The organism is Paenarthrobacter sp. NPDC089675, assembly GCF_044749185.1.
Lineage (GTDB): Bacteria > Actinomycetota > Actinomycetes > Actinomycetales > Micrococcaceae > Arthrobacter.
Genome location: NZ_JBIVHM010000004.1, coordinates 15,610 through 36,867, shown reverse-complemented (window position 1 = coordinate 36,867; position 21,258 = coordinate 15,610). Strand labels below are relative to the sequence as shown.

Annotated in this window: 24 protein-coding genes; 5 read left to right on the top strand and 19 right to left on the bottom strand. The window is 64.5% G+C overall.

The annotated features are described in order from the left end of the window. Positions 1-175: 175 nt before the first annotated feature. Genes ACIPY2_RS10195 through ACIPY2_RS10175 form a run of 5 tightly spaced genes read right to left on the bottom strand, consistent with a single transcriptional unit; the run spans position 176 to position 3,246 of the window. The gene (locus ACIPY2_RS10195) at positions 176-757 is read right to left on the bottom strand and encodes a hypothetical protein (RefSeq protein ID WP_400266269.1); all 582 of its coding nucleotides are present in this window, start codon (positions 755-757) and stop codon (positions 176-178) included. Next, on the bottom strand, positions 754-1,407 hold the full coding sequence (locus ACIPY2_RS10190) for a hypothetical protein (RefSeq protein ID WP_400266268.1): 654 nt from the start codon (positions 1,405-1,407) through the stop codon (positions 754-756). The genes ACIPY2_RS10195 and ACIPY2_RS10190 overlap by 4 nt, the downstream gene beginning before the upstream one ends. Further along, positions 1,394-1,954 carry a signal peptidase I gene (locus tag ACIPY2_RS10185; protein ID WP_400266267.1) on the bottom strand — a complete coding sequence of 187 codons (561 nt, stop codon included), beginning with the start codon at positions 1,952-1,954 and terminating at the stop codon, positions 1,394-1,396. Before ACIPY2_RS10185 ends, ACIPY2_RS10190 begins: the two co-directional genes overlap by 14 nt. Next, positions 1,951-2,589, bottom strand: coding sequence for a SipW-dependent-type signal peptide-containing protein (locus ACIPY2_RS10180; RefSeq protein WP_400266266.1), 639 nt, complete (start codon positions 2,587-2,589; stop codon positions 1,951-1,953). Before ACIPY2_RS10180 ends, ACIPY2_RS10185 begins: the two co-directional genes overlap by 4 nt. Positions 2,590-2,628: 39 nt before the next feature. Next, a complete protein-coding gene (locus ACIPY2_RS10175) occupies positions 2,629-3,246 on the bottom strand; it encodes a SipW-dependent-type signal peptide-containing protein (protein WP_400266265.1) in 618 nt (205 codons plus the stop codon). Positions 3,247-3,604: 358 nt separating this feature from the next. Between ACIPY2_RS10175 and ACIPY2_RS10170 the strand changes: the two genes are divergently transcribed. Next, positions 3,605-4,237, top strand: a complete 633-nt coding sequence (locus ACIPY2_RS10170) for a uracil-DNA glycosylase (RefSeq protein WP_400266264.1) — start codon at positions 3,605-3,607, stop codon at positions 4,235-4,237. A 131-nt stretch (positions 4,238-4,368) separates the two neighbouring features. Here the strand turns inward: ACIPY2_RS10170 and ACIPY2_RS10165 are convergent, their stop codons facing one another. From ACIPY2_RS10165 to ACIPY2_RS10150, 4 genes are all read right to left on the bottom strand, one after another. Beyond that, entirely contained in the window at positions 4,369-4,791 is a 423-nt protein-coding gene (locus tag ACIPY2_RS10165; RefSeq protein ID WP_400266263.1) for a DUF3151 domain-containing protein, read from the bottom strand. Continuing rightward, the gene (gene fbaA / locus ACIPY2_RS10160; RefSeq protein ID WP_400266262.1) at positions 4,791-5,810 is read right to left on the bottom strand and encodes a class II fructose-bisphosphate aldolase; all 1,020 of its coding nucleotides are present in this window, start codon (positions 5,808-5,810) and stop codon (positions 4,791-4,793) included. The genes ACIPY2_RS10165 and fbaA overlap by 1 nt, the downstream gene beginning before the upstream one ends. A 145-nt stretch (positions 5,811-5,955) precedes the next feature. Next, positions 5,956-6,630 carry a TrmH family RNA methyltransferase gene (locus ACIPY2_RS10155; protein WP_400266585.1) on the bottom strand — a complete coding sequence of 225 codons (675 nt, stop codon included), beginning with the start codon at positions 6,628-6,630 and terminating at the stop codon, positions 5,956-5,958. Positions 6,631-6,690: 60 nt separating this feature from the next. Beyond that, positions 6,691-7,806: a hypothetical protein gene (locus ACIPY2_RS10150; RefSeq protein ID WP_400266261.1), complete on the bottom strand. Its 1,116-nt coding sequence runs from the start codon at positions 7,804-7,806 to the stop codon at positions 6,691-6,693. Positions 7,807-8,098: 292 nt separating this feature from the next. Here ACIPY2_RS10150 and ACIPY2_RS10145 point away from each other — a divergent pair, with 292 nt between their 5' ends. Together ACIPY2_RS10145 and ACIPY2_RS10140 are read left to right on the top strand one after the other, a co-directional pair. Beyond that, complete coding sequence (locus ACIPY2_RS10145; protein ID WP_400266260.1) at positions 8,099-8,929, top strand: HAD-IIA family hydrolase; 831 nt, start codon at positions 8,099-8,101, stop codon at positions 8,927-8,929. Between the two features lie 10 nt (positions 8,930-8,939). After that, positions 8,940-9,677, top strand: coding sequence for a tyrosine-protein phosphatase (locus ACIPY2_RS10140; protein WP_400266259.1), 738 nt, complete (start codon positions 8,940-8,942; stop codon positions 9,675-9,677). Positions 9,678-9,680: 3 nt separating this feature from the next. Here the strand turns inward: ACIPY2_RS10140 and ACIPY2_RS10135 are convergent, their stop codons facing one another. Beyond that, positions 9,681-10,829, bottom strand: a complete 1,149-nt coding sequence (locus tag ACIPY2_RS10135; protein ID WP_400266258.1) for an alpha/beta fold hydrolase — start codon at positions 10,827-10,829, stop codon at positions 9,681-9,683. 105 nt (positions 10,830-10,934) lie between these two features. Then, positions 10,935-11,507 carry an orotate phosphoribosyltransferase gene (pyrE, locus tag ACIPY2_RS10130; RefSeq protein WP_400266257.1) on the bottom strand — a complete coding sequence of 191 codons (573 nt, stop codon included), beginning with the start codon at positions 11,505-11,507 and terminating at the stop codon, positions 10,935-10,937. Between the two features lie 146 nt (positions 11,508-11,653). On the opposite strand from pyrE, the gene ACIPY2_RS10125 reads away from it, so the two are divergent. Together ACIPY2_RS10125 and ACIPY2_RS10120 are read left to right on the top strand one after the other, a co-directional pair. Further along, complete coding sequence (locus tag ACIPY2_RS10125; protein WP_400266256.1) at positions 11,654-12,280, top strand: DUF433 domain-containing protein; 627 nt, start codon at positions 11,654-11,656, stop codon at positions 12,278-12,280. Beyond that, a complete protein-coding gene (locus tag ACIPY2_RS10120) occupies positions 12,277-12,687 on the top strand; it encodes a hypothetical protein (RefSeq protein ID WP_400266255.1) in 411 nt (136 codons plus the stop codon). Before ACIPY2_RS10125 ends, ACIPY2_RS10120 begins: the two co-directional genes overlap by 4 nt. A gap of 30 nt (positions 12,688-12,717) precedes the next feature. Here the strand turns inward: ACIPY2_RS10120 and ACIPY2_RS10115 are convergent, their stop codons facing one another. Genes ACIPY2_RS10115 through ACIPY2_RS10080 form a run of 8 tightly spaced genes read right to left on the bottom strand, consistent with a single transcriptional unit; the run spans position 12,718 to position 21,256 of the window. Beyond that, positions 12,718-13,755 carry a glycoside hydrolase family 3 N-terminal domain-containing protein gene (locus tag ACIPY2_RS10115; protein ID WP_400266254.1) on the bottom strand — a complete coding sequence of 346 codons (1,038 nt, stop codon included), beginning with the start codon at positions 13,753-13,755 and terminating at the stop codon, positions 12,718-12,720. Continuing rightward, a complete protein-coding gene (locus ACIPY2_RS10110) occupies positions 13,637-14,281 on the bottom strand; it encodes a hypothetical protein (RefSeq protein ID WP_400266253.1) in 645 nt (214 codons plus the stop codon). The genes ACIPY2_RS10115 and ACIPY2_RS10110 overlap by 119 nt, the downstream gene beginning before the upstream one ends. After that, complete coding sequence (manD, locus tag ACIPY2_RS10105; protein WP_400266252.1) at positions 14,271-15,500, bottom strand: D-mannonate dehydratase ManD; 1,230 nt, start codon at positions 15,498-15,500, stop codon at positions 14,271-14,273. The genes ACIPY2_RS10110 and manD overlap by 11 nt, the downstream gene beginning before the upstream one ends. Positions 15,501-15,531: 31 nt before the next feature. Beyond that, positions 15,532-16,896 (bottom strand): mannitol dehydrogenase family protein, encoded by a 1,365-nt coding sequence (locus tag ACIPY2_RS10100; protein ID WP_400266251.1) that lies wholly within the window; start codon positions 16,894-16,896, stop codon positions 15,532-15,534. Further along, positions 16,893-18,293 (bottom strand): glucuronate isomerase, encoded by a 1,401-nt coding sequence (uxaC, locus tag ACIPY2_RS10095; protein ID WP_400266250.1) that lies wholly within the window; start codon positions 18,291-18,293, stop codon positions 16,893-16,895. The genes ACIPY2_RS10100 and uxaC overlap by 4 nt, the downstream gene beginning before the upstream one ends. A gap of 4 nt (positions 18,294-18,297) precedes the next feature. After that, the gene (locus ACIPY2_RS10090; protein ID WP_400266249.1) at positions 18,298-19,224 is read right to left on the bottom strand and encodes a sugar phosphate isomerase/epimerase family protein; all 927 of its coding nucleotides are present in this window, start codon (positions 19,222-19,224) and stop codon (positions 18,298-18,300) included. Continuing rightward, positions 19,221-20,411 (bottom strand): Gfo/Idh/MocA family protein, encoded by a 1,191-nt coding sequence (locus ACIPY2_RS10085; protein ID WP_400266248.1) that lies wholly within the window; start codon positions 20,409-20,411, stop codon positions 19,221-19,223. Before ACIPY2_RS10085 ends, ACIPY2_RS10090 begins: the two co-directional genes overlap by 4 nt. Continuing rightward, entirely contained in the window at positions 20,408-21,256 is an 849-nt protein-coding gene (locus tag ACIPY2_RS10080; protein WP_400266247.1) for a sugar phosphate isomerase/epimerase family protein, read from the bottom strand. Before ACIPY2_RS10080 ends, ACIPY2_RS10085 begins: the two co-directional genes overlap by 4 nt. Positions 21,257-21,258: the final 2 nt, after the last annotated feature.

The following is a 21,258-nucleotide window of genomic DNA, read 5'->3' as shown; positions in this document are numbered from 1 at the left end:
TGCCCCGAGGTTACCGGTGTGGCCATCAAGGACGGCAGCCAACGCAAGAGGTTCGGGGCTCTTACCAGCCAAGTTTAGCCGATCAGCCCTGAAAGTCTGGTGTCAAGGAACGTTCGACGGCGGTCGCGTAAAGATTTGTCGACGGCGGAGCGGTACGCAATCCGGGGACGGCTACCTACGTTCCCGCAGGCAGGTTCCTGCAGTTCCCGCCAAGCCCGGCTATGAGTCCGGCGTTGCTTGCCACGGACGCGGATTTGGAGCTCCACCCGGTGGCCGGGTCCTTGATCACAATCGCCAGTTGGAGCTCTGTTCCCAAGCCAAACAAGCCGCCCAACAGGTTCGTCTGGACGTCCGTCACGTATCCGGACGTGGCATTCCCTGTGGTGTTCGCAGCAAGGTTGTATCCCGTCAGCGGTGCAAGCGCGGAACCCAGTCCGCTGGTGGAAGCCTGCATTTCGGCTTGGGCCAGGGTGTAGCCGGACGGGGGAAGCCAGAAGATCCGCACGTAGGAATTGAGGCCCAGCGGCCCGGAGTTGTACGTGCACTGACCGTTCAGGGTTGGCGCCGGGATGGTGATGGTGCCGAAGGCCCCCGTGCCGTATTCGCTCTTTTGCCAGGCTGCTTCCGTGACAGAGAGCGCGGCCCGGGACAATGGGGCTCTGGACAACGATGCCGCAGTCAACGGGGACGCGGTCAACGGGGCCGCGACCAACGCCAGGGACAGCGCCGATCCGAGCAATGCCGGCAGCTTCCTCATGGCCGCGAACTCCGCATCCGAGCGAGCCCGAAACCCGCCGCAACAGCACATACTCCCAGAAGGGCAAAGCCGCCCAGCCGCGCGCCGGTATCCGGAAGATGGCCCGTGGTGCTGCCAGGACTGCCCGGATCGTCGCCGCTGCCGTGGACGCCCAGGACGATTTGCGTCCGTGTCCCCGCCGCCTCCGGTGGGAGGTCCCCCAAGAGCGCAGCCTTCAGCAGCAAGTGCGTCCCGGTGGATCCCGCGGCGCCGGGGTCGTCCAACTGCACACGCTCCCCCTCGGCTTCCGCGAGCGCGGTGGGTTCCAGAAGCTGTTCCTTGCCGCCGGCGCACGCGCCACCCACCCACGGCTCCCGGCACGCCTGAAGCTCCACGCTGAGGTGGTCGCGGAGCAGGCGCTCGCCGGGCGCGACCGTGGCCGGCTCCACCCAGAATTCCAGTGCCCTGGCCGGCTCACCCGGGGCCAGGACGGTAACCGACCATTCAGCAGTGCCGTCCGGGGCGAGCTGGTGCACTTTCCCGGCCGGACCGGCGTCGAGCTCCAACCAGCCGGAGGGCTGCTCCCGGGCCGGTGCCGCCTGGACGCCTGCCGGGAGCCACACGAGCAAGGCGAGCAACCCGGCCACCACCGCAACGCTAGAGAGCCGCATGCCGCCCGCCTTTGCGCCGGCCCGGGGCCTCAAGGTTTTGCCCTCGCCTTTGCCCTAGCCCTGGCCTCGGCCACAACACCCAGGTCACCAATGCCGCGACGGCCACGCTCGTTGCACCGAGGACCACCGGATTGGCCGCGGCCGCGATCGGGTAGGCGAGTCCCGGAACGGACCATGCCACCAATCGGACCCGTTCCACCACGTAAGGCGCGGGGTCCGGTTCGGAGTTGGCATCGCCCTTCATGGTGATGATCCGTGCCTCCCCCGCGCCCGGCTGGATCCCCTGCACCCGGTGGGTTATGGGCAACTTGCCCGGCCGTTCCACGGTGACGACATCGCCAACCCGGATCTCCGACGCCGGAATCCCGCGGACCACGGCAAGGGAACCCGCCGGGATCGTCGGGGACATGGACCCCGTCTTGAACAAGACCAGGGATACGTTGAACAGCACGGCCGCAATCACAACGAGGATGCAGGCGGCTCCGCCTGCGGCCGCGAGGTTCAGCAGCAGTTCCCGTGCCCGCCCGGCGAAGCTCGGCCGGCTCATGAGCTTGAGGTGGCAGTGAACTGCCAGGTCGCCGTGGCCGTTTGCCCTTGGAGTGCGCTGTTCGCTCCGGCCGGCAGGGTCACCTCGAAACAGAACTGCGTCGGAGTCCCAGGCAAGGTGGCGGTAGCTGCGGCCAGCGGATTGACGACGCCGGCCGCTTGCCCTTGCGTAAACGGCTTGGCTCCGTCGCTGCCCACCACAAAAACGGGCGAGCCGATGAAGGCCGAGGCATCGCACGTGGCTGATCGCACCACCCTGTAGCGGAGTGCGGCACCCAGGTCCGCGCTGCCCGTTCCGCTGCTGGTTACAGAGGGAATGCCCAGGACCACTTCCCCTGCGACTGAGTTTGCCTTGGTGCGGATGGCGAATGGCGCGTACACCACTGTCCCGGGACTCATTGCCGTGGCGGTGAACACCAGGGCGCCGCCCGGGGCAACGTCGTTAGGGCTCCACGTTCCCGCCGCACTGTAGGGCTTGGTCACGTTGGACTCGGTGACGAACACGCTGGCCCCGAACGCACCTGTGGCGAAGTCACTGTCAGTCCACGCAGCCATCGTCACCGAGCCTCCCACGCCCAGCGCCAAGGCCCCTGCCAGGAGTGCCCTGATACGCAGGAACCCCATCCTTCCGGGCATTCCCGAATGGGTTGTTACCAAACGTCGCTTACCCATGGGTCACTGGGACTGCGCCGCGAATTCCCAAGTGGTGGTTCCGGTCTGCGATTGCACCAGATTCGAATCGGCCGTGATCCTGAAGCACAGGTTGACCGGATCTCCCGGGTCCGTTCCCGCACCTTGGGCGAGCGCGAAGGTGACGCTTCCCGGCGTCGAACCCAACGCCTGCCCGGCCGTCACCAAAGTGGCGGTGACAGGCTCGCCGCAACCGAACGCCGTCGATTGGGTGAGCGAGTAGGTCAGCCCGGTGAGGGAACCGGTGGAGGCTTCAGTGGAGACGGTCACCGTGGCGTCGTTGGTGGTGGCGTCGTCGAGCCGCACCGCGAAAGGCGCGGTGACCACATCCCCGGGTGACAGGTTGCCGGGGTTTGCCGTGAAACTCAGGGTCGCCGGGGAGCCCACGGGGTGTTCCGCGAAGGCCGTCCCGTCGGCGCTGCCTTCGAGGTTGAAAGCTCCGGCGGTGAAGGTGCCCTGGGCGAATTCGGAGTCGTTCCACGCGGCCAAGGTGATCACCGCACCTACTCCCAGCACCAGGCCACCGGCCAGGATCGCGCGGATTTTTGGAGCCTTGCCCGGACGCTTGGACGTTTCAACGGACGTTTCTGGTGCTGCAACCACTGTTACCCCCACGGTAGATGTTTGCTGGCGGCCCCTGGGTGGGTCCTTGGCGTGGGGTGCGGTTCCCCCCAAAACCGTTGGGTCCAACCCATCATCCGGATGGTCCAAAGTCAACGGTTTTGGGGATGACCTGCGGAAATATTACTCGCCGCCACCAATTCCGCTGCAGCTTCCGCAAAGGCCGAGACAGCGGCAGCGGGACATTCCGGGCATCATGACCGAAAGCGCGTACCACTACCCACCCAAGTGTCCGGTAAGGTTAACCAGCCCCCAACTGCACCCCTTGAGCGTCGGCAGCGGCATGCCCGCGGCCGGTTCGATTGGTGCGCGCTGTAACACCTAGGAGACCAAACTTCCGATGCAAGACCTGGCGACTGACTCACCCGAACAACTCCTCTGGAACCGCCGTTACGAAGACCACATCGCCGAGGTCAACGGATTGTGCGATTCCCTTAAGGAACAGAAGCCGGGCAGCGAGGTCCTGTACATCGACCCCGCCCACAGCATGGACGACTGCCGCATCGTCAGCCTCTTCTCCAACCAGCGCACCACGTCCGGCGAGGGCTTCATCAAGCCCGGCGACGAAGAAGCCACCACCCGCATGCTCGGAATGCAGTGGCAGCTGGGACTTCGCCCCGAATACGTCATCCCGTGGAACGCCTACCCCTGGATCGAGCCCAACGAGGAACCGGGCAAGCTCACTCCCGCCAACATCACCGAGGGACTCAAGCCGCTCCTGCGCCTCCTGCAGCTCCTGCCGCGCACCTCGGCTTTGGTGGCGCACGGCAACGAGGCACACCGCCTTGCCGATCAGCTCATGAAGGCTGCCCCGGCCAGCATCGCACGCCGCGGTTTCAAGACGTTCAAGGTCCGCTCGCTGGGTGGCCGTTCCTTCGCCGGAACTCCCGAGCGCCAGCAGGAATACCTGGACGCCATCCACGCCGCCTATGCCGAAGCGATGGCGCGCACGGGCATCCCCCGCAAGGCTTAGCCTCTCGCGTTGCGGGGCCTGTTCTGCGCGGCATTTCGCCTACAAAGCACGTAAAGCGGGCCTCACAACGCACATACGACGGCGACCCTCGCCTTTTGGTGAGGGTCGCCGTCGTTGTTTACTGCGTTTGGTCAGCTGCCTTCGATCGCTGCCTTGGCGTTCGGATCCGAGTCGTTCAGGAACTTCTCGATCCGCTCGGGCTCGTCAGCTTCGCCGATCGCAGCCGCAGCACGGCCCAGCGCGTAGAGCGCGCGCAGGAAGCCCTGGTTGGGTTCGTGCTCCCACGGGATAGGTCCGACGCCGCGCCAACCGTTGCGGCGGAGGGCATCCAGGCCGCGGTGGTAGCCGACGCGGGCGTAGGCGTAGGACTCGATGGTCCGGCCCTCGGCCCAGGCTTCCTCGGCGAGGATGGCCCACAGCAGTGACGACGTGGGGTTCTGGGCCACGAGGTCCAGTGCTTCCTTGCCAAGGGCCAGGTGCTGGTAGATCTCGTTCTCGGCGGGCAGGAGCGTGGGCTCCGGCCCCATCAGGTTTTTGCGGAATTCGTCGGACATTAGAACGTCTTGCCGGCCGATCCGAGCTGCTGTGCTGCTTCGACGATGCGCGCTGCCATGCCGGCCTCGGCCGAAGCACCCCAGACACGGGGGTCGTAGGTCTTCTTGTTGCCCAAACCGCCGTCGACCTTCAGTACGCCGTCGTAGTTGGAGAACATGTGCCCGGCCACCGGACGGGTGAACGCGTACTGGGTGTCGGTGTCGATGTTCATCTTGATGACGCCGTAGGAAACGGCGTCGGCGATTTCCTGCTCGGTGGAGCCCGAACCGCCGTGGAAGACGAGGTCGAAGGGGTTGTCCTTGCCGATCTTCGCGCCGACCTCAGCCTGGATCTGCTTGAGCAGTTCGGGCTTGAGCTTGACGTTGCCCGGCTTGTACACGCCGTGCACGTTACCGAAGGTCAGCGCGGTGAGGTAGCGGCCGTTTTCGCCGGCACCCAGTGCCTCGATGGTGGCGAGGGCGTCCTCGGTGGTGGTGTAGAGCTTCTCGTTGATCTCGTTCTCAACGCCGTCTTCTTCGCCACCAACGGTGCCGATTTCGACCTCAAGGATGATCTTGGCAGCAGCAGCGCGCTGCAGCAGTTCGCGGCCGATGCGCAGGTTGTCTTCCAGGGTCTCGTGCGAGCCGTCCCACATGTGCGAGTTGAAGATCGGGTCCTTGCCGGCCTTGACGGCTTCCTCGGAAGCGGCGAGCAGCGGGAGGACGAAGCCTTCCAGCTTGTCCTGCGGGCAGTGGTCCGTGTGGAGGGCGATGTTGACGTTGTAGTTCTTGGCAACCTCGCGGGCGAAAGCGGCGAAGCCCAAGGAACCGGCCACCATGTCCTTGACGGAGGCACCCGACCAGTAGGCTGCGCCACCGGTGGAAACCTGGATGATGCCATCGGATTCGGCCTCGGCGAAACCGCGGATCGCAGCGTTCAGAGTCTGCGACGACGTCACGTTGACCGCGGGGAAGGCGAAGCCGCCAGCCTTTGCGCGGTCGATCATCTCGGAGTAAATCTCTGGGGTTGCAATGGGCATGGTGACTCCTATGCTGAATTCGTCTGTGGGTTGGTAACCCTGGAGTAGACCGCTTACGGCTAGCACCATCCTAGCGACAACCGTCCGGCCGCCGTGTTTCCGGTCACTTGGGCTGGTAACACTGGCGCCAGGATGCCCTTCCGCGCTAGGACACGGGTTGGTTGAACACGTGCCGGCGCACCCAGGCGTGCATCGCGATCGCGGCCGCGGAAGCCGCGTTCATGGACCGAGTGGAGCCGAACTGCTCGATCGAGAGGGTGGCGACGGCGGCTTGGTGCACCTCCGGAGTGAGGCCCGGCCCCTCTTGTCCGAACACCAGCACGCACTTTTCCGGGAGGTCGTAGGTCTCCAGCGGCACGGAATCGGGGAAGATGTCGATCCCGATCACCGCCAGCCCCTCCCCTTCCGCCCATTGGACGAAGTCCTCGACCGTGGGGTGGTGGCGGACGTGCTGGTAACGGTCGGTGACCATGGCACCGCGACGGTTCCACCGCCGTCGTCCAATGATGTGGACTTCCTTGGCGAGGAACGCGTTCGCGGTGCGCACCACGGTCCCGATGTTGAGGTCGTGCTGCCAGTTCTCAATGGCAATGTGGAATTCGTGGCGCTTTGAATCCAGGTCCGCCACGATCGATTCGTGCTTCCAGTAACGGTACTGGTCCACTACGTTGCGGCGGTCGCCGTCGCGCAGCAGGTCCGGGTCCCAGTGCTCGCCCTCGGGCCACTCGCCTTCCCAAGGCCCGACGCCGACCTCCGCCTTCGCTTCGCCCTCGCCTTCCGCCGGGGCCGGGTCCGGTGTTCCGGCAGGGGTGGGCTCAATTGCATCAGCGGGAAGGTCAGTCACCCCGCAATTTTAGCCGCGGCTTCGCACCGGCCCGCTTCAGCTCATCTTCCACTTGTTGATGCGGTACGAGTTGGCCAACTGCTGGAAGAGGCCTGGGTGGGCGTCCCAGTATTCCTTGTGTCCGCTCACGCCGAGCATTTGCGGGGTGCCCCAGGGCGTAACCGAGAAGAGGTTGACTGCCTGGATCTGTTCGCCGCGGGCGTTGGTGCAGGTGAATCCCACCACCACTGCCGCGCCGCGACGGAATTCGCGGATCTCCGGCATGCTGGTCTTGAAGTCGGAGGCACACTTGTGGCCCACAAGGTTCTGCGGCAACTCCGTTGCGGTCATGCCCCTGTAGCGGGCTTCGATGTCTTCGATGGCTTTCTTGACGTCGGCCGGTTCCTTGCCGAACTTGCCCTCTTCCGATTCCGCGAAGAAGGCGTAGGCAAGGGCGATGCCGTCGCCGTCGGTCTCCGCTGTGCCCTGGGCACGCTTCTGGATTTCTTCGCCGGTACTCGGGTCCTTGGTGATGCCGAAGGACTCGTCGTGGGTCCACTCGGCCAAGTACTGGAACGAGGATTCACCCGTCACCCACTTGCTGAAAAGCGGATCGCCGTCGGCGGGAACGTTGCTGGGGCCGGCCAGTTGGTCCCAGCCAGCTGGCAGCGGGATGGCGCCGGCGGGCATGTCGCCGGAACCTGTCGCATCCGCGGAGGGCTGCTCGGAAGGGTCGATTGCCGCGTCGGAGGCCTGTCCGGAGGCTTCCCCGGTGGGCGTAGGGGTTTCCACCGCAACCGGCTTGGTGGCCGACGGAATCAGCCATGCGAACACCACCACCAGGGCAATGACCACGACGACGGCGATTCCGCCGAGGATCAGGAACAGCGCCTTTTTGTTGTGGTCGCCCGGGTTCTGGTTGGGTCCGCCGGGCTGGGGAGCGCCGGAGTAGCCGGGCTGCTGCGTGCCGGGGTAGCCGGGCTGGGCCGTGCCGGGGTATCCGGGCTGCTGGGTGCCGGGGTAGCCGGGCTGCTGCTGCGCCTCCGGCTGGTACAGCGGCTGGGTCTGGTCCGACTGGTACTGCCGGTATTGACCCTGGTCCGTGTTGTAGCGCGGCTGGGGTACGCCGTCGGGATTGTAGGGAGGCTGGGGTGCCCCGTTGTTGTTGGTCATGACAGGCCCTTTCAAGCGCTGGGGCCGGCTGTGGAACTGCCGGCAGGACGATCTGAACAGGGGACCTGCTGAAGCGCCGACGGCCTGGAATTCCACCGTGCCGATCCCCCGACCCACGGTGATGCCGCCCGCGCCGCCACAACACTAGTGCAATCAGTGGCTCCGCCCGCAAGTCAAAAGGCCTTTTCCGCATGGGTACTTCTATCCACGTAGCAAGAACCCGGGATGTCTGGAAGTCCGAATAGTGAAAGACTGGGACGCAGTGCATGAATAATCCCAGCCGGAGGCAAATATGGCAGAAGAATCCACGCCCCAGACGTCCGACTCCGTTTACCGCAACGGCCACGAAATCGAGTGTTGGCTCACGGACATGGACGGCGTCCTGGTCCATGAAAACCAGGCAATCCCAGGAGCCGCCGAGCTCATTCAACGCTGGGTGGACACGTCCAAGCGCTTCCTCGTACTCACCAACAACTCGATCTTCACTCCGCGTGACCTGGCCGCCCGTTTGCGGGCCTCGGGTCTTGAGATTCCGGAGGAGAACATCTGGACCTCAGCCCTGGCCACGGCCCAGTTCCTTAAGGACCAAGTCAGCTCCTCGGACTCCGGAAACCGCGCCTACACCATCGGCGAAGCAGGCCTCACCACTGCCCTGCACGAGGCCGGGTTCATCCTGACGGACACGGACCCTGACTTTGTGGTCCTCGGTGAAACCCGCACCTACTCCTTCGAAGCGATCACCATGGCCGTCCGCCACATCCTCGCCGGCGCACGGTTCATTGCCACCAACCCGGACGCCACGGGCCCCTCCAAGGACGGCCCCCTCCCCGCCACGGGCGCAATAGCGGCAATGATCACCAAGGCCACGGGCCGCGAACCGTACATCGTCGGTAAGCCGAACCCCATGATGTTCCGCTCGGCCATGAACCAGATCGACGCCCATTCCGAGACCACCGCCATGATCGGTGACCGCATGGACACCGACATCATCGCGGGCATGGAAGCCGGCCTGCACACGGTCCTGGTCCTTAGCGGCATCACGCAGCGCGACGAGATCGTGTCGTTCCCCTTCAGGCCCAACCAGATCCTGAACTCCGTAGCCGACCTGAAGAGCCAGATTTAGGGAGATCATCGTGGCCGTGCTCAATCTGCGTCCGCTGGCCGGCGGACGGATCCTCAGGGGGAGCCAGCCATTCGGCCTGGATGCTGCGGCCACTTCGGAATTCCTTGCACAGCACGGCATCCAGGCCATCATGGATCTCCGCAGCGACCTCGAACGCGCTTTGGTCCCATGGTTGTTGCCCGGGAGTGAGGCTGAGCCTGCTTCCGCCGCCGTTCCGGAGAAGGAGCCACGGAACCCGGGCAGCGCCGTCGAACTCATCCAGAACCCGCTGGACCCCAACGCGGTTGCCGGGTCCCTGCAGGCCGTGGAGAAGCCCGAAGACCTGGGTGAGCTGTACCTGGGGTGGATCCGCATTCGCCCCGAATGGGTGGCTGACGCCCTGCGTCCGGTGGCCCAGGGAAAACGCACGCTCATCCACTGTTCGCTGGGCAAGGACAGGACCGGGGTGGTGTCTGCGGTTGCCCTTCTGGCTGCGGGCGAATCCGATGAGGCGGTGGTCAGCGACTACACGGCCACTACGCGCAACCTTCCCCACCTGTTGGAGACCATGGCCGAGACGTGGAGGCTTGTGGTTCCGTCCACCCCGGCGCAGTATTTCAGCCCCGACCTCATGATCCTGCAAAGCCCCGAAGCCGCCATCCGGCACTTCCTGGTTGGCTTTGCGCGCGAGTTCGGCGATGCCCGCAGCTTCCTCCGCGGAGCCGGACTGACCGCCGTCGAGGTTGAGGGCCTGCGCAACGGCGGGTGAGGCCTAAGCCGGGCGGATGATCCGCCCGTTCGGCTCCTTATAGGACGGCTCCACACGGGCAGGCGGCAGCGGCTCCAACTGGTTTTGCACATGCTCCAGCAGGGGACGGTAGACCTCGGGGTTCCATTGCGGGCTGGCATGGGCGGGACGGGCACCTTCGGTGCTGAGAATGGGGAGCTTCATGTTGGCGGCGAACACTTTGCTCCATCCTGCGCGGGCCGTCACATAGTTGACGGTGGCGTCAGCCGAGTTGCCCATGTACGCCATCTTTGCCGGCCCCAGTTTCCCGACGAAGCGCAGGCCGTCGAAGTGGTAGATGTAGGCAGACTCCGTCTGGATCAGCACGCTCGACGGCGCAATCGGCGAGAGCTGCTCAGCCGTTTGGTCAAGGATCTGCCGCCAGGAGCGTTCGTCCTTGTGAACCAGCCGCTCCCCCAGCTCATACCCGCCGCGCAGGACCGAAGGAATGCGGAAGCCGTTCTCGTAGAGGAAAACGACGCCGTCGAACCAACTCTGGTCCAGCACGTCCGCGCGGCTGAAAGGGCTTGAGTCGAGGACGATCAGCTCGGTTTCGACGCCGTGCAACTCCAGCAGGCGGGCGGCGACCTGCGTGGCGAGCATCCCGCCGAAGCTATGGCCGTAAAAGTACAACTTCTCGAGACCGAGTTCGCGAACATGCAGGACGAGTTCGCGGACAACCTCGTCAACGTCCAACCCAAGGTTGGAATAGCCGACGGCGGCGAGGCGTCCGCGTTGGTGAAGCGCCGGACGAAGTGAGTTGAGGATCCACTGGGCCTCCTCCCAGCTGGTCTTGTAGCCGGGAAACAGGATCCAGCTGGACTTCGGGAAGTACAGGTCCGCAAACGTGTCCGGGACTCGGAGGATCTTTGGGACGCGGCGTTCGGCCTGGACATGGCGCGTGAAAAGCATGTCGCCCGCCAGCGCCGCCGATGCTCCGGCAGAGATCAGGAAGTTACGACGAGACGTCTTCTTCAGCCGGGCAGCATAGGGCAGGATCCGGGCCCATGAACCCGGATCCTCCGCTGGCTCCGTCCCTGATCCAGGCTGCGGGCCCGGCTCAGGCGCGGCGGGCAGCGGGAGGTCTTCTTCCACTTCCGGCGGCGCCGGAAGCTTCTCTACCTGAACGCCCACGCAGCAAGCATAGGCTTCGAAGGCATAGCCTTACAGCCCCGTGGAAACTGCACCGCCGATGCCCTTAGGATGCGCCCTTCGTGGCATCGGCAGTGCCTGGTTTTCCTAGTCGAGGCCCAGCTCGTCCTTGCCAAAAGCGAAGAGATACGGCACACCGGTTTCGGCTTCGATCTTTTCCTTGGCGCCGGTGTTGCGGTCAACGATCACGGCTACGGCCACCACGTTGCCGCCGGCCTTGCGGACACCTTCGACGGCGGTCAGCGCGGAACCGCCCGTGGTGGACGTGTCTTCCAGGACCACAACATTGCGTCCTTCAACCGAAGGACCCTCAACCTGGCGGCCCATGCCGTACGACTTCTGTGCCTTGCGGACCACGAACGCGTCGACGGCACGGCCGGCATCGGCTGCTGCGTGCATCACGGCGGTACCCACCGGGTCCGCACCCATGGTGAGTCCGCCGGCGCACTCAACCGGAATCCCGGCGTCGTCGATCATTGCCAGCATCACTTGGCCCACCAGCTTGGAAGCCTCGTGGTGCAGGGTGATGCGGCGCAGGTCGATGTAGTAGTCGGCTTCCTTGCCGCTGGAGAGGATCACCTTACCCCGGACCACCGCCAGTTCTTTGATGAGTTCAAGAAGGCGGGCGCGGGCAACTGAAGTTTCAGGCGAGGAAGTCATGGCTCCTATTCTACGGAAGGCGGACGGCCCGACTTGCCCCCGAAACCCGGGGTGGAACCGTCATGTTCCGCTCTTACGTCATACTTCAAATAGAGGCACCGATATTCGGCAGCCGAACAGGCCCATACAAGAAGGGTGGTGCCCTCATGGCGTTCCCATCGGAATTGGCGTCGGTATTGAGCGGCGCCTCCATGTCCCAGCTGATCCACTGGAGGGCAACTCCCGCACTGCTCGTTCCTGAAGTCGCTTCCCGGCCCCGGGCCCTGTATTCATTCCGGGACATCGTTGCGTTGAGAACATTCGTACGGCTCCGAAGCGAGCTCCCCCTGCAACGAATTCGCACGGCCCTGAGTACGCTTCAGAACTACGACCTCACAGACCATCCCTCGAGCTACAAACTAATTACCGAGCGCAAAACCATCTTCCTCGTCGACGAGGACGGAAGCGATGCAGTCGACCTGGTCGAGAGGAGGGGACAGACACTGCTGCTTTCGATGGCACATGTGTTCGCACCATTTACCAACATGCAGGGGCAGGACGTTGTGGATTTCCGCCAACCACGAGCGAATATCGAAGTTCGTGAACGTCGAATGGGCGGCTGGCCAACCATCGCAGGCACACGGGTAAGGTATGACACGGTTGCCCTGCTGCTTGAGGATGGCTCTGTGTCAGCTGAGGATGCACACTTCTTCTATCCGCAGGTGACACGGCAAGCTGCCTTGGACGCAGTGGACTTTGATTCATCAGTAAGGGATCGGCGGCTTGGCCGTTGAAGCTCTATCTGGACGAGAACCTTCCTTATCAAGCCTTGGTGGAGCCCCTTACCAAGTTGTATCGGAAACATACCTTCCGCCACCCGGACCACGAAACGCTGCGGGGCGTGGAGGACGTCGAACTCTTCGAATACCTGGCTGAGCGTGACTTCGATGCCATCATCACGCAGGATGCGAATCAACTGGTCAACATTGATGAACGTTCGGGCCTGCGGACTGCGGGCCTCCACTGGATCGGTGTTCCGCAGCTCAACGAGGCTGGACTGCACGGCCTCGCGGCAGTCGCGGGAATGGTGATATCAGGCTTGCCGTTTTTCTTGGAAAGCAACGTTGACGGGCCGCATATCTACAGGCTCAAAGCTGCCGCTGCCCGATCCCGGCGTGGCCCCGAAATTGAACCAGTGTGAGTCATCGGCCGCCTCCTTGTTCCTCCGTCGTCAGAAACGGGTGTCGAACGAATCGCAGAACACGTTCTGGTTGAATGTGCCCTGGAATTCGGACTCCCCCTTGATCTTGAGGATGGCCGCGCGGATCGCTTCGCGGGTTCCGGCGTGGGCGTGGATGGCAGTTCTCACCATGGGCACATCGATCAGGTGGTTCGGCTGGTTTAGTGACACGAACACCGTCGGGACCTCCGTGGCGTACCAGGGGACCTCGGCGGCCATGGGTGAGGACCACTTGATGCGGATCACTGCCTCCTGCGCGAAGCCCTTGACGTTGGCGAAGACGAAGGCGGCATCGTACTTATCCGCATAACCGGCGGTGGCTTCCTCGGAGAGGACCCTCATGAAGTTCATGCCGGCTTCCCCTGCGGCTTCGCGCTGCTCGGCGGTCTTGAAGACATGAACCTCAAACCCCGCGGCTTCGAGTTCTTCCCTGACCGTGTCCAGGTAGGCCAGCGGGTCCGCGCGCGTGAAGTCTGCCCCGCCCGAGATCCCGTACAGCCGGACGCGCTTGTGGGTTTCCGGGGTGATGGGAAGGTTGTGGGCCGTGTCCTTGACCAGGGTCACGGTCTTGTCCGCGATCTCGGCAGCGATGGCTCGGTGGGCCTCGCTGCCAATCACCTCCAAAGCATCGGCAGCAGGAACCAAGGATTCCCTGGATGCCGTATGAAGGCCCAGCCTTGCCTTCAACCCGAGTATCCTCCGCAAGGCGTCTTCCAGGCGTGAGTCGGAGATGACGCCCGACTTGTACCCGTCGAGCATGAACCCAAAGTCCTCCTCCGGGTTGCGGAAGAACAGGAACATGTCGCAGCCGGCAGCAATCGTGGCGGGGACCAGGTCGCGGCGCTTCATGGCCCGGGTCAGGCCCACCATCAGAGACGCGTCTGTCAGCACGAGCCCGTTGAAGCCCAGCTCACCTCGCAGGAGGTCCTGAAGCAGTTCGGGAGCCAGCGTCGCCGGACGGATCTCCGAGTCCGGCATCCCCGGACGGAAGTGCCGTGACACCTCGGGTGCGCCGATGTGTCCCACCATGATCGACTGCACGCCATGCCCGATCATTTCGCGGTACACGCGCCCGTACGTGCTGGTCACGCTCGTCGACGCCGGCTACCTCTCCCATGCGACGGGCAATCGACTTGTCCGGGTGCGAACCGGCCTGGAGGTGCGTAGAGACGAACGTGCCGTCGTCGCAGCTTCCTGCGCCACCCATCTCAGGGTTGGAAGCAACAAGCAGCGGGATCCGGGTCCTGGACTGCGCATACCGGATATGTTCCTGCACTGCTGACGACGGGCCCGGCCGGTACCGCATGCCGCCCACGTGGAAGTTCTCCAGCACGTTGTCCAGATACGCAGGCGAGTAGTCGTTGTTGTGATTGATGAAGAGCTGCCCGATCTTCTCTTCAAGCGTCATCGAGGCGATGGTCTTCTCAACCCATTCCGCTGCGGATTCATCGAGGTGGAACGGCGCCGCCTTGAGGTCCACCGGGAACCTCAAGGCGTCATCCCCGGGGCCCAGGAACGACTCCACGGCCCGGTCGGACGTCGGTTCACCAGTCATGGACAGTGCCGTCCACGAGTCGGTTGTAGGGCAGGTAGGCCTGTTGGTAGGGGTAGGCGGCGGCTGCTTCTTCGTTGAATTCGACGCCGATGCCGGGGTTCTCGCCCGGGTGCAGGTAGCCGTCCTTGAAGGTCATGGACTGTTCGAACACCTCGTTGGTCTTGTCCGAGTGCTGCATGTACTCCTGGATGCCGTAGTTGTGGATGGCCAGGCCAACGTGCAGCTGCGCGGCGAAACCTACCGGGGAGATGTCCGTGGGCCCGTGGAAACCGGACTTGATCTGGTACTGGGCTGCGAAGTCCATGACCTTCTTCAACGGGGAGATCCCGCCGAAGTGCGTGGACGCGGCCCGGACGTAGTCGATCAGTTGTTCCTTGATCAGCGTCTGGTAATCCCACACGGTGTTGAAGATCTCCCCGATGGCCAACGGCGTGGTGGTGTGCTGGCGGACCAGGCGCAGGCCTTCCTGGTTCTCGGCCGGGGTGCAGTCCTCAAGCCAGAAAAGATCGTACGGTTCCAGGGCCTTGCCGAGCTTCGCGGCCTGGATGGGGGTCATGCGGTGGTGCCCGTCGTGCAGGAGCGGGATCTCGGGACCGAACTCGTTGCGCACCGCCTCGAACACAGTGGGAAGGTGGCGGAGGTAGGCGCGGGTGTCCCAGTCCTCCTCCTGCGGGAACGCGCCACGGCCGGCGGGCTCGTAGTCATACCGCTCCCCCGAGGCCTGGGCCTGCGCGGCCACACCGTACACGGCCTTGATCCCGGGAATTGCGGTCTGGATCCGGATGGACTTGTATCCGAGTTCCAGGTGCTCGCGGACCGAATCAAAGAGGGAAGGAATGTCCGATCCCGAGGCGTGCCCGTACGCCCGCAAACCGTTGCGGGAGGCCCCGCCCAGCAGCTGGTAGACGGGCAGCCCGGCAACCTTGCCCTTGATGTCCCACAACGCCATATCCACGGCGGCGATCGCGGCCATGGTCACCGGGCCACGGCGCCAGTACGAGGACCGGTAAAGGAACTGCCAGGTGTCCTCGATTCGGTGCGGATCCTTGCCGATCAGCAACTGCGCAACGTGCTCCTTCAAATACGCGGCGACAGCGAGCTCACGGCCATTGAGCGTCGCGTCACCAATACCGGTTACCCCGTCCTCGGTAGTGATCCGCAATGTCACGAAGTTACGGGACGGGCTGGTCACGAAGACGTCAGCGGCGATGATTTTCATGGTCGTTGGTCCTTCCGGAAGGTGTGGGAAATCAATGGGAGGCGTGCGTGGTAGCGGCGGCAAAACGGTCCTGAAGACCGTGCACCAGGGATACAAGCTGCGGTTCAGTTGCGAGCTCGGGGCCGATGAGCCGGAGCAAGGCAGCAGTCCGAGGCTCACCCGTGAGCGCGTTCGCTGCCCTGACCTCGGCTGACAGGGGGTCCTGGAGGTCTGGCTTTACCGCAAGGCATGCAGCCCAGGCCGCGATCATGCCGGCCGCGCCCCGGCCGGTACGTCCCGCGGAGCGCTCGGCCAGCAGCACCGGCACAGCACGCATTCGAAGCTTGGTGGTCCCATCGGCTGCGATTTGGCTGAGGTGGTGGGCGATGCGTGAGTTGCCGAAGCGCTCCAGCAACGCGGCCCTGTACTCAGCTATGTGGAGATCCGGGGCGGTCAGGTGTTTCCCTGCTTCGTCCCAGAACTCCTCAACGGCCTCCCTGCAGACGGAATCTGCGAGGGCCTCCGCCACAGTGGCGTGCCCCCGGACCAGGCCTGCGTAGGCAAGGATCGAGTGGGCACCGTTGAGCAGCCAAAGCTTGCGGTTCTCGTAGGGTTCGATGTCGTCAACGAACACGGCCCCAGCGTCCTCCCACTGGGGGCGTCCTGCGGGAAAGTTTCCGCTGAGGATCCAGTTGTGGAACGGCTCGGTGACCACGGGGGCATCGTCCTGGTAGCCGCAGGAAGAGGCCACCAGTGCGATATCGTCCGGGGTGGTCCGCGGCGTAATCCGGTCCACGGACGTGCTGACGAAGCTGATGTTCGCTTCGATCCACTCCGCCAGCCCGGCATCGAACTCCCCCGCCAGGGACAGCACCGCTTTGCGGGCCACGTTTCCGTTGTCGGAGAGATTGTCGCAACTCACGACGGCGAGCGGTCCGGCGTCGTTCTTCTTACGGGCGGCGAGGCCCGCGACCAAGCGGCCCATCGGCGTCGTAGGTTCCTTTCCGGAGGCCAGCAGCGGAAGGTCCGTGGCACCGGGCCCGTAAGCTGCCTCGGTGATGGTCAGGGTGATGACAGCTGTGGCGGGGGCGGAAACCAGTTCCACCAGCGTCCCCACATCTGCTCCGTCGATGGCCTGGACGATGCTCCCCACCACCTCGAAAGTGTCACCGCTGCCCGAGCGTTCCACCACTGTGAACAGCCCGTCCTGGGCTGCCAAGGCGGTGGCCGCGTTCGGGCGTCTGCCGGTGAAAGCCGCGATCCCCCACTCGCCGGCGTCGCCTGCATGCTGGGTGTACCAGGCCTGGTGGGAGCGGTGGAAGGCGCCCAAGCCCAGGTGCACAATCCTGACTGGTGGTGTGGCGCCGGAAAACGCCAGGGTTCGGTTCAGCCGTGGCAACGCCTCCTGGGAGCTCACAGTTTGAAGACCCTTCTGGGCGAGGAATCCACGACGTCGACAATCAGCTCGTGCGCGCGGTCCTCGCTCACGCGGTGCTCCGCTACCAGCCGCGCGAGGAACGCTGCCTCGATCCGTCGTGATGTGTCGTGCCGGGCCGGGATGGAACAGAACGCCCGGGTGTCATCGATGAAACCGGAAGACCTCGAGAACCCGGCGGTTTCGGTGACGGCCGAACGGAACCGCAACATCGCATCCGGTGCGTCCAGGAACCACCACGGAGCGCCGATGTAAACCGACGGGTAGAAACCGGCCAGCGGTGCCAGCTCCCGGGAGAACACCGTCTCGTCCAGGGTGAAGAGGACCAGGTGGAAGTCCTTGGCCGTGCCGAAATCCTGCAGCAGCGGACGGATGGCCTCGGTGTAATTCACCGCGAAGGGGATATCGTGGCCGGTGTCGGCGCCGAAGGCCTCGAAAGTGGGGCCGTGGTGGTTGCGGTAGGAGCCCGGATGGATGGTCATCACCAGTCCGTCTTCCACTGACATCCGCGCCATCTGGTACATCATGTGCGCCTCGAACGCGTCACGGTCCGCGGCCGTAGCCTGGCCTGCGCGGGCCTTCTCGAAGAGGGCCTCGGCGTCGGCGTCGTCCAATTTGAGGGTCGCCGGGGTCCGCACGCCATGGTCCGCGGATACGGCGCCATGGTCCACGAAATAACGACGCCGGTTTTCCAGGGCCGCGATGTAGCCGCCGTAGCCGGTTGCGCCGTCGGCCGCGGTTTCAATCAGCCGCTCGACATTCGACGCCCAAGACGGGTTAGCGATGTTGATGTACGCATCCGGCCGGAACGTTGGCAGCACCCGGCCGTTGAAGGACGGGTCGGCGGCCAGCGCAGCATGGCTGTCCAGCGAGTCGAGGGGATCGTCAGTGGTGGCAAGGACCTCGATGTTGAAGTCCTTGAAGAGCTGCCGCGGACGGAAGTCCGGCTCCACGAGCCTGGCGGAAATGGCGTCATAGCTGGCGTCCGCGGAGAGCTCGGACAGCTCGGCCCCGAGCTTGAACACCTGCTCGAACTGGGTGCGCAGCCAGTACCCGGACGCGGTGCCCTCGAAGAGCGGCCAGGCTTCGACGAACCGCCGCCAGACTCCCCTGGCGCCCTGTGGATTCCCGCCCTGCAACTGCTCCATGGGTACGCCGGAGGCATGTATCAGGCGCGTGACGTAGTGGTCCGGAGCGACCAGGAGCTCGGCAGGGTCGGGAAAGGGAGTGTTCCGTTCGATCACGGCCGCATCCACGTGGCCGTGCGGGGAAATGATGGGCAGGTCCTGGACCCTGGACAGCAACCCGCGGGCGATCTCGCGGGTTCTTGGGTCCGCTGGAAGGAGCCGGTCCGGATGGGCTGCGATTGACGGGGACATCGGTTCAGCCTTTCGAGAGCAGGTCAGCGGAGTTGCTTCCGCTGACGGTCAGTCCCGCTGCGGCGGCGGCGCGGCGGAGGAATTCCAGGTTTCCGGCGGTGCGGTCGGCCAGTGGAACCTCCGTTGAAAAGTCCTCCACGGTGACCCATTGGTCGTACCCCACGGCCGCGAGCGCCTGGAAATAGGCGAGGACGCTGCCTTGCCCCTCGGCGAGCGGAGCCCACTCATTGACCCAAACGGCAGCGCCTGCCGCGTCGCGTTCCTCCGTGCGGACCCAGCGGGCATTCTTGACATGCACGTGGGAAAGATACGGACCGAGCAGTTCGAGCCCGGGGAGAAGCGACTCCCAGCCCTCGATGAGCAGGTTGCCCAGATCGTGGATGACGCCCACGTGCTGTGGGTCAAGGCCCTCCAGGAGCCTTCGCGCAGATGAAGCGGATGCCGTCACGGTGCCGTGGTGCAGTTCAACGAGCGCTTTGACGCCGTGGTGCGCGGCCCGCTCCGCGACCCATTCGTAGTGCTCACGGGTAGCGGCGAACAGTTCGGGATAGGACAGCCCGCTCGGTTCCTGGCCGCCCATGGTCGAGTTGCCCAGGGCAAGGACGTTGACCCGGACTTGGCGGGCACCCAAAGCCGCCGTCGCGGCGAGAACCCGCTCAACGCCGTCGTGGTCGTCGCAACGCGCATACCCACCCAGGCCGGAGTATTCCAGGCCTGCTTCGCGGGTCAGCCGGGCAATTTCAGGGAGGGAGCCTTCAAGCCCGGTCATGGGCCACGTGGCTTTGTTCCCTGCCCAGAAGCCGGGTTCCGCTGCCTCCGCTTGGTCCGTGACGCGCCATTCGATGCCATGCCAGCCTTGCGCGGCCAGCGTCGTGGCAGCCTCTTCCGGGGTCCATTCCGGGGTGGATGCCGTGAAGACGGAGAATTTCATGCCGTGACCTCCTCAAAGTGGCCGTTTCCGGTGCGTACTTGCACGTCGTTGTACTTGCCTGCCAGGACGTCGGCGATCAGGACCGGCTTGCCAAGGGTTGCCGATACGTACAGCGCCCGGACCGTGCCGAGGGCGGTGACGGCATCCTGGATGGTGACGCCGGGTGCCCTGCGGTTGCGGATGGCATCCACCACATCGCGGTACTGACGGATGTGTCCGGCCGGGTAGACCGTGGGGTCCAGGTTGGTATCCACCGCTGGTTCGTCGAACGTGGCCAGTTCCGCCTCGGCCTGGTTTCCACCGCCGCGGACACCCATCGGATTCTTGTTGACTTCCTCCGGGTCCCCCGCGTGGAAGTACTCAAGATTGTCGTTGTCGATGACGGCCGAACCGGTTGAACCCATGACCTGGAGCCGTACAGTGAGTCCCGGGTAGGCCGCCGTGGTTGCGTGAAGCACCGCGAGCGCGCCGGATTCGAACGTCAGGGTGGCCACCGCGGTGTCCTCGACCTCAACGTCTTTGTGTGCGAGCAACGCCGTCTTGGCGCTGATCTCCACCGGCTTGCCCAGGAACCAGAGAAGGAGGTCCACGGTGTGCACACCTTGGTTCATGACCGCACCGCCGCCGTCCATGGCCCACGTTCCGCGCCACGCGCCGGAATCGTAGTAGCCCTGGCTGCGGAACCAGCTCACCGATGCGATGGCCGAGGTCAACCGACCGAACCGCCCTGCGCGGCGTGCCTTGTCCACCAGGACCGACGCCGGATCGAAACGGTGCTGACTGATGACGGTGGCAACGAGTCCCTTTTCCTCCGCATCTTTTGCTGCGGCCAGGATTTCGTCTGCCCGGTCCAGGTTCACATCCAGCGGTTTCTCGATGACAACGTGTTTGCCGGCGGCCAGCACCTCCAGCGCCTGCTCGATGTGCAGGCCGCTCGGAGTTGCGATGATGACGAGGTCGACGTCGTCACCCGCCAGCGCTTCACGCAGGCTCCCGAAGGTGGCCGGGCGGGCGGCACCGGTGTCTTCGATGTGCTGTGCCAGGGCCGTTGCGGCTTCCTCGATCTCGTCCACCAGCGCCGTGACGCGCAGTTCAGGCAATTCGCCGACGGCGGCCGCGTGCGTCCTGCCGATGCTGCCGCACCCGGCAATGGCTACGTTGATAATCCGGTTCGTATCAGTGCTCACTTGGTTTCCACTCCAGCTTCGTTCACTACTTTTGCAAAGGCACGTGCTGCCATTCCGAACGCGGTGGGTCCGGAGAATCCGCCGAGCCCGTGGGCGCCGGCGAGGTGTGGTTCGAGGCTGGCGAAGCCCACGTAGCCGTCTTCCTTCAGGGCTTTGACTGTCCGGAGGAGATCGCCGTCGCCTTCACCGGAGGGAACCACCACTCCGTCCGCGAACCGGGCGTCCTTGACCTGCAGGTACTCCAGATGGGGCCGCAGCTTTGCGTATCCCTCGTCGAAGGGCTTGACGCCGACCTGGACGAAGTTTGCCGGGTCCCAGGCGACCTTCAAAGCAGGCGAAGCCACCGACTCGATGATGTCCAGGACACGCTCCGGGGTGTCGCCGAAGATGTCCTTTTCGTTTTCGTGAAGAAGGACCACGCCCTGCTCTTCCGCCAGGGCTGCCAAGGCACGCATCCGCACGATGACCTCGTCCCGGATGCTGTCCACAGCCACGCCTTCCCCGTAGTAGAAGGAGAAGATCCGGATGTAGCGGGCGCCCAGCACGTGTGCCGCGTTGGCTGCCCGGCGCAGGCGGTCCAGTTCGTGTTCCACCGGGAGGCTCACATCCACCTTGCCGATGGGAGAAGCGATTGCGGAAACCCCCATGCCGGCGTCCGCAAGGAGGGACTTGAGCTGCTCAAGCTGTCCGGCGTCGAGATCCACGATGTTGGTGCCCCACGCGCTGCGTACTTCAATGTGGTTCGCCCCGAGGGCCTGCAGCACAGCGATCTGGACCACTGGATCATCACTGATCTCATCGCCGAACCCGGAGAGCGTCCACTCGACTTTTGCTGAACCTGTCATTG

Bases quoted from the DNA above. Each gene is read 5' to 3' on its own strand.
- ACIPY2_RS10195 (WP_400266269.1), bottom strand. From the start codon at position 757: ATGAGGAAGCTGCCGGCATTGCTCGGATCGGCGCTGTCCCTGGCGTTG.
- ACIPY2_RS10190 (WP_400266268.1), bottom strand. From the start codon at position 1,407: ATGCGGCTCTCTAGCGTTGCGGTGGTGGCCGGGTTGCTCGCCTTGCTC.
- ACIPY2_RS10185 (WP_400266267.1), bottom strand. From the start codon at position 1,954: ATGAGCCGGCCGAGCTTCGCCGGGCGGGCACGGGAACTGCTGCTGAAC.
- ACIPY2_RS10180 (WP_400266266.1), bottom strand. From the start codon at position 2,589: ATGCCCGGAAGGATGGGGTTCCTGCGTATCAGGGCACTCCTGGCAGGG.
- ACIPY2_RS10170 (WP_400266264.1), top strand. From the start codon at position 3,605: ATGCAAGACCTGGCGACTGACTCACCCGAACAACTCCTCTGGAACCGC.
- ACIPY2_RS10165 (WP_400266263.1), bottom strand. From the start codon at position 4,791: ATGTCCGACGAATTCCGCAAAAACCTGATGGGGCCGGAGCCCACGCTC.
- fbaA (WP_400266262.1), bottom strand. From the start codon at position 5,810: ATGCCCATTGCAACCCCAGAGATTTACTCCGAGATGATCGACCGCGCA.
- ACIPY2_RS10150 (WP_400266261.1), bottom strand. From the start codon at position 7,806: ATGACCAACAACAACGGGGCACCCCAGCCTCCCTACAATCCCGACGGC.
- ACIPY2_RS10145 (WP_400266260.1), top strand. From the start codon at position 8,099: ATGGCAGAAGAATCCACGCCCCAGACGTCCGACTCCGTTTACCGCAAC.
- pyrE (WP_400266257.1), bottom strand. From the start codon at position 11,507: ATGACTTCCTCGCCTGAAACTTCAGTTGCCCGCGCCCGCCTTCTTGAA.
- ACIPY2_RS10125 (WP_400266256.1), top strand. From the start codon at position 11,654: ATGGCGTTCCCATCGGAATTGGCGTCGGTATTGAGCGGCGCCTCCATG.
- ACIPY2_RS10115 (WP_400266254.1), bottom strand. From the start codon at position 13,755: ATGGTGGGACACATCGGCGCACCCGAGGTGTCACGGCACTTCCGTCCG.
- ACIPY2_RS10110 (WP_400266253.1), bottom strand. From the start codon at position 14,281: ATGACTGGTGAACCGACGTCCGACCGGGCCGTGGAGTCGTTCCTGGGC.
- manD (WP_400266252.1), bottom strand. From the start codon at position 15,500: ATGAAAATCATCGCCGCTGACGTCTTCGTGACCAGCCCGTCCCGTAAC.
- uxaC (WP_400266250.1), bottom strand. From the start codon at position 18,293: ATGTCCCCGTCAATCGCAGCCCATCCGGACCGGCTCCTTCCAGCGGAC.
- ACIPY2_RS10090 (WP_400266249.1), bottom strand. From the start codon at position 19,224: ATGAAATTCTCCGTCTTCACGGCATCCACCCCGGAATGGACCCCGGAA.
- ACIPY2_RS10080 (WP_400266247.1), bottom strand. From the start codon at position 21,256: ATGACAGGTTCAGCAAAAGTCGAGTGGACGCTCTCCGGGTTCGGCGAT.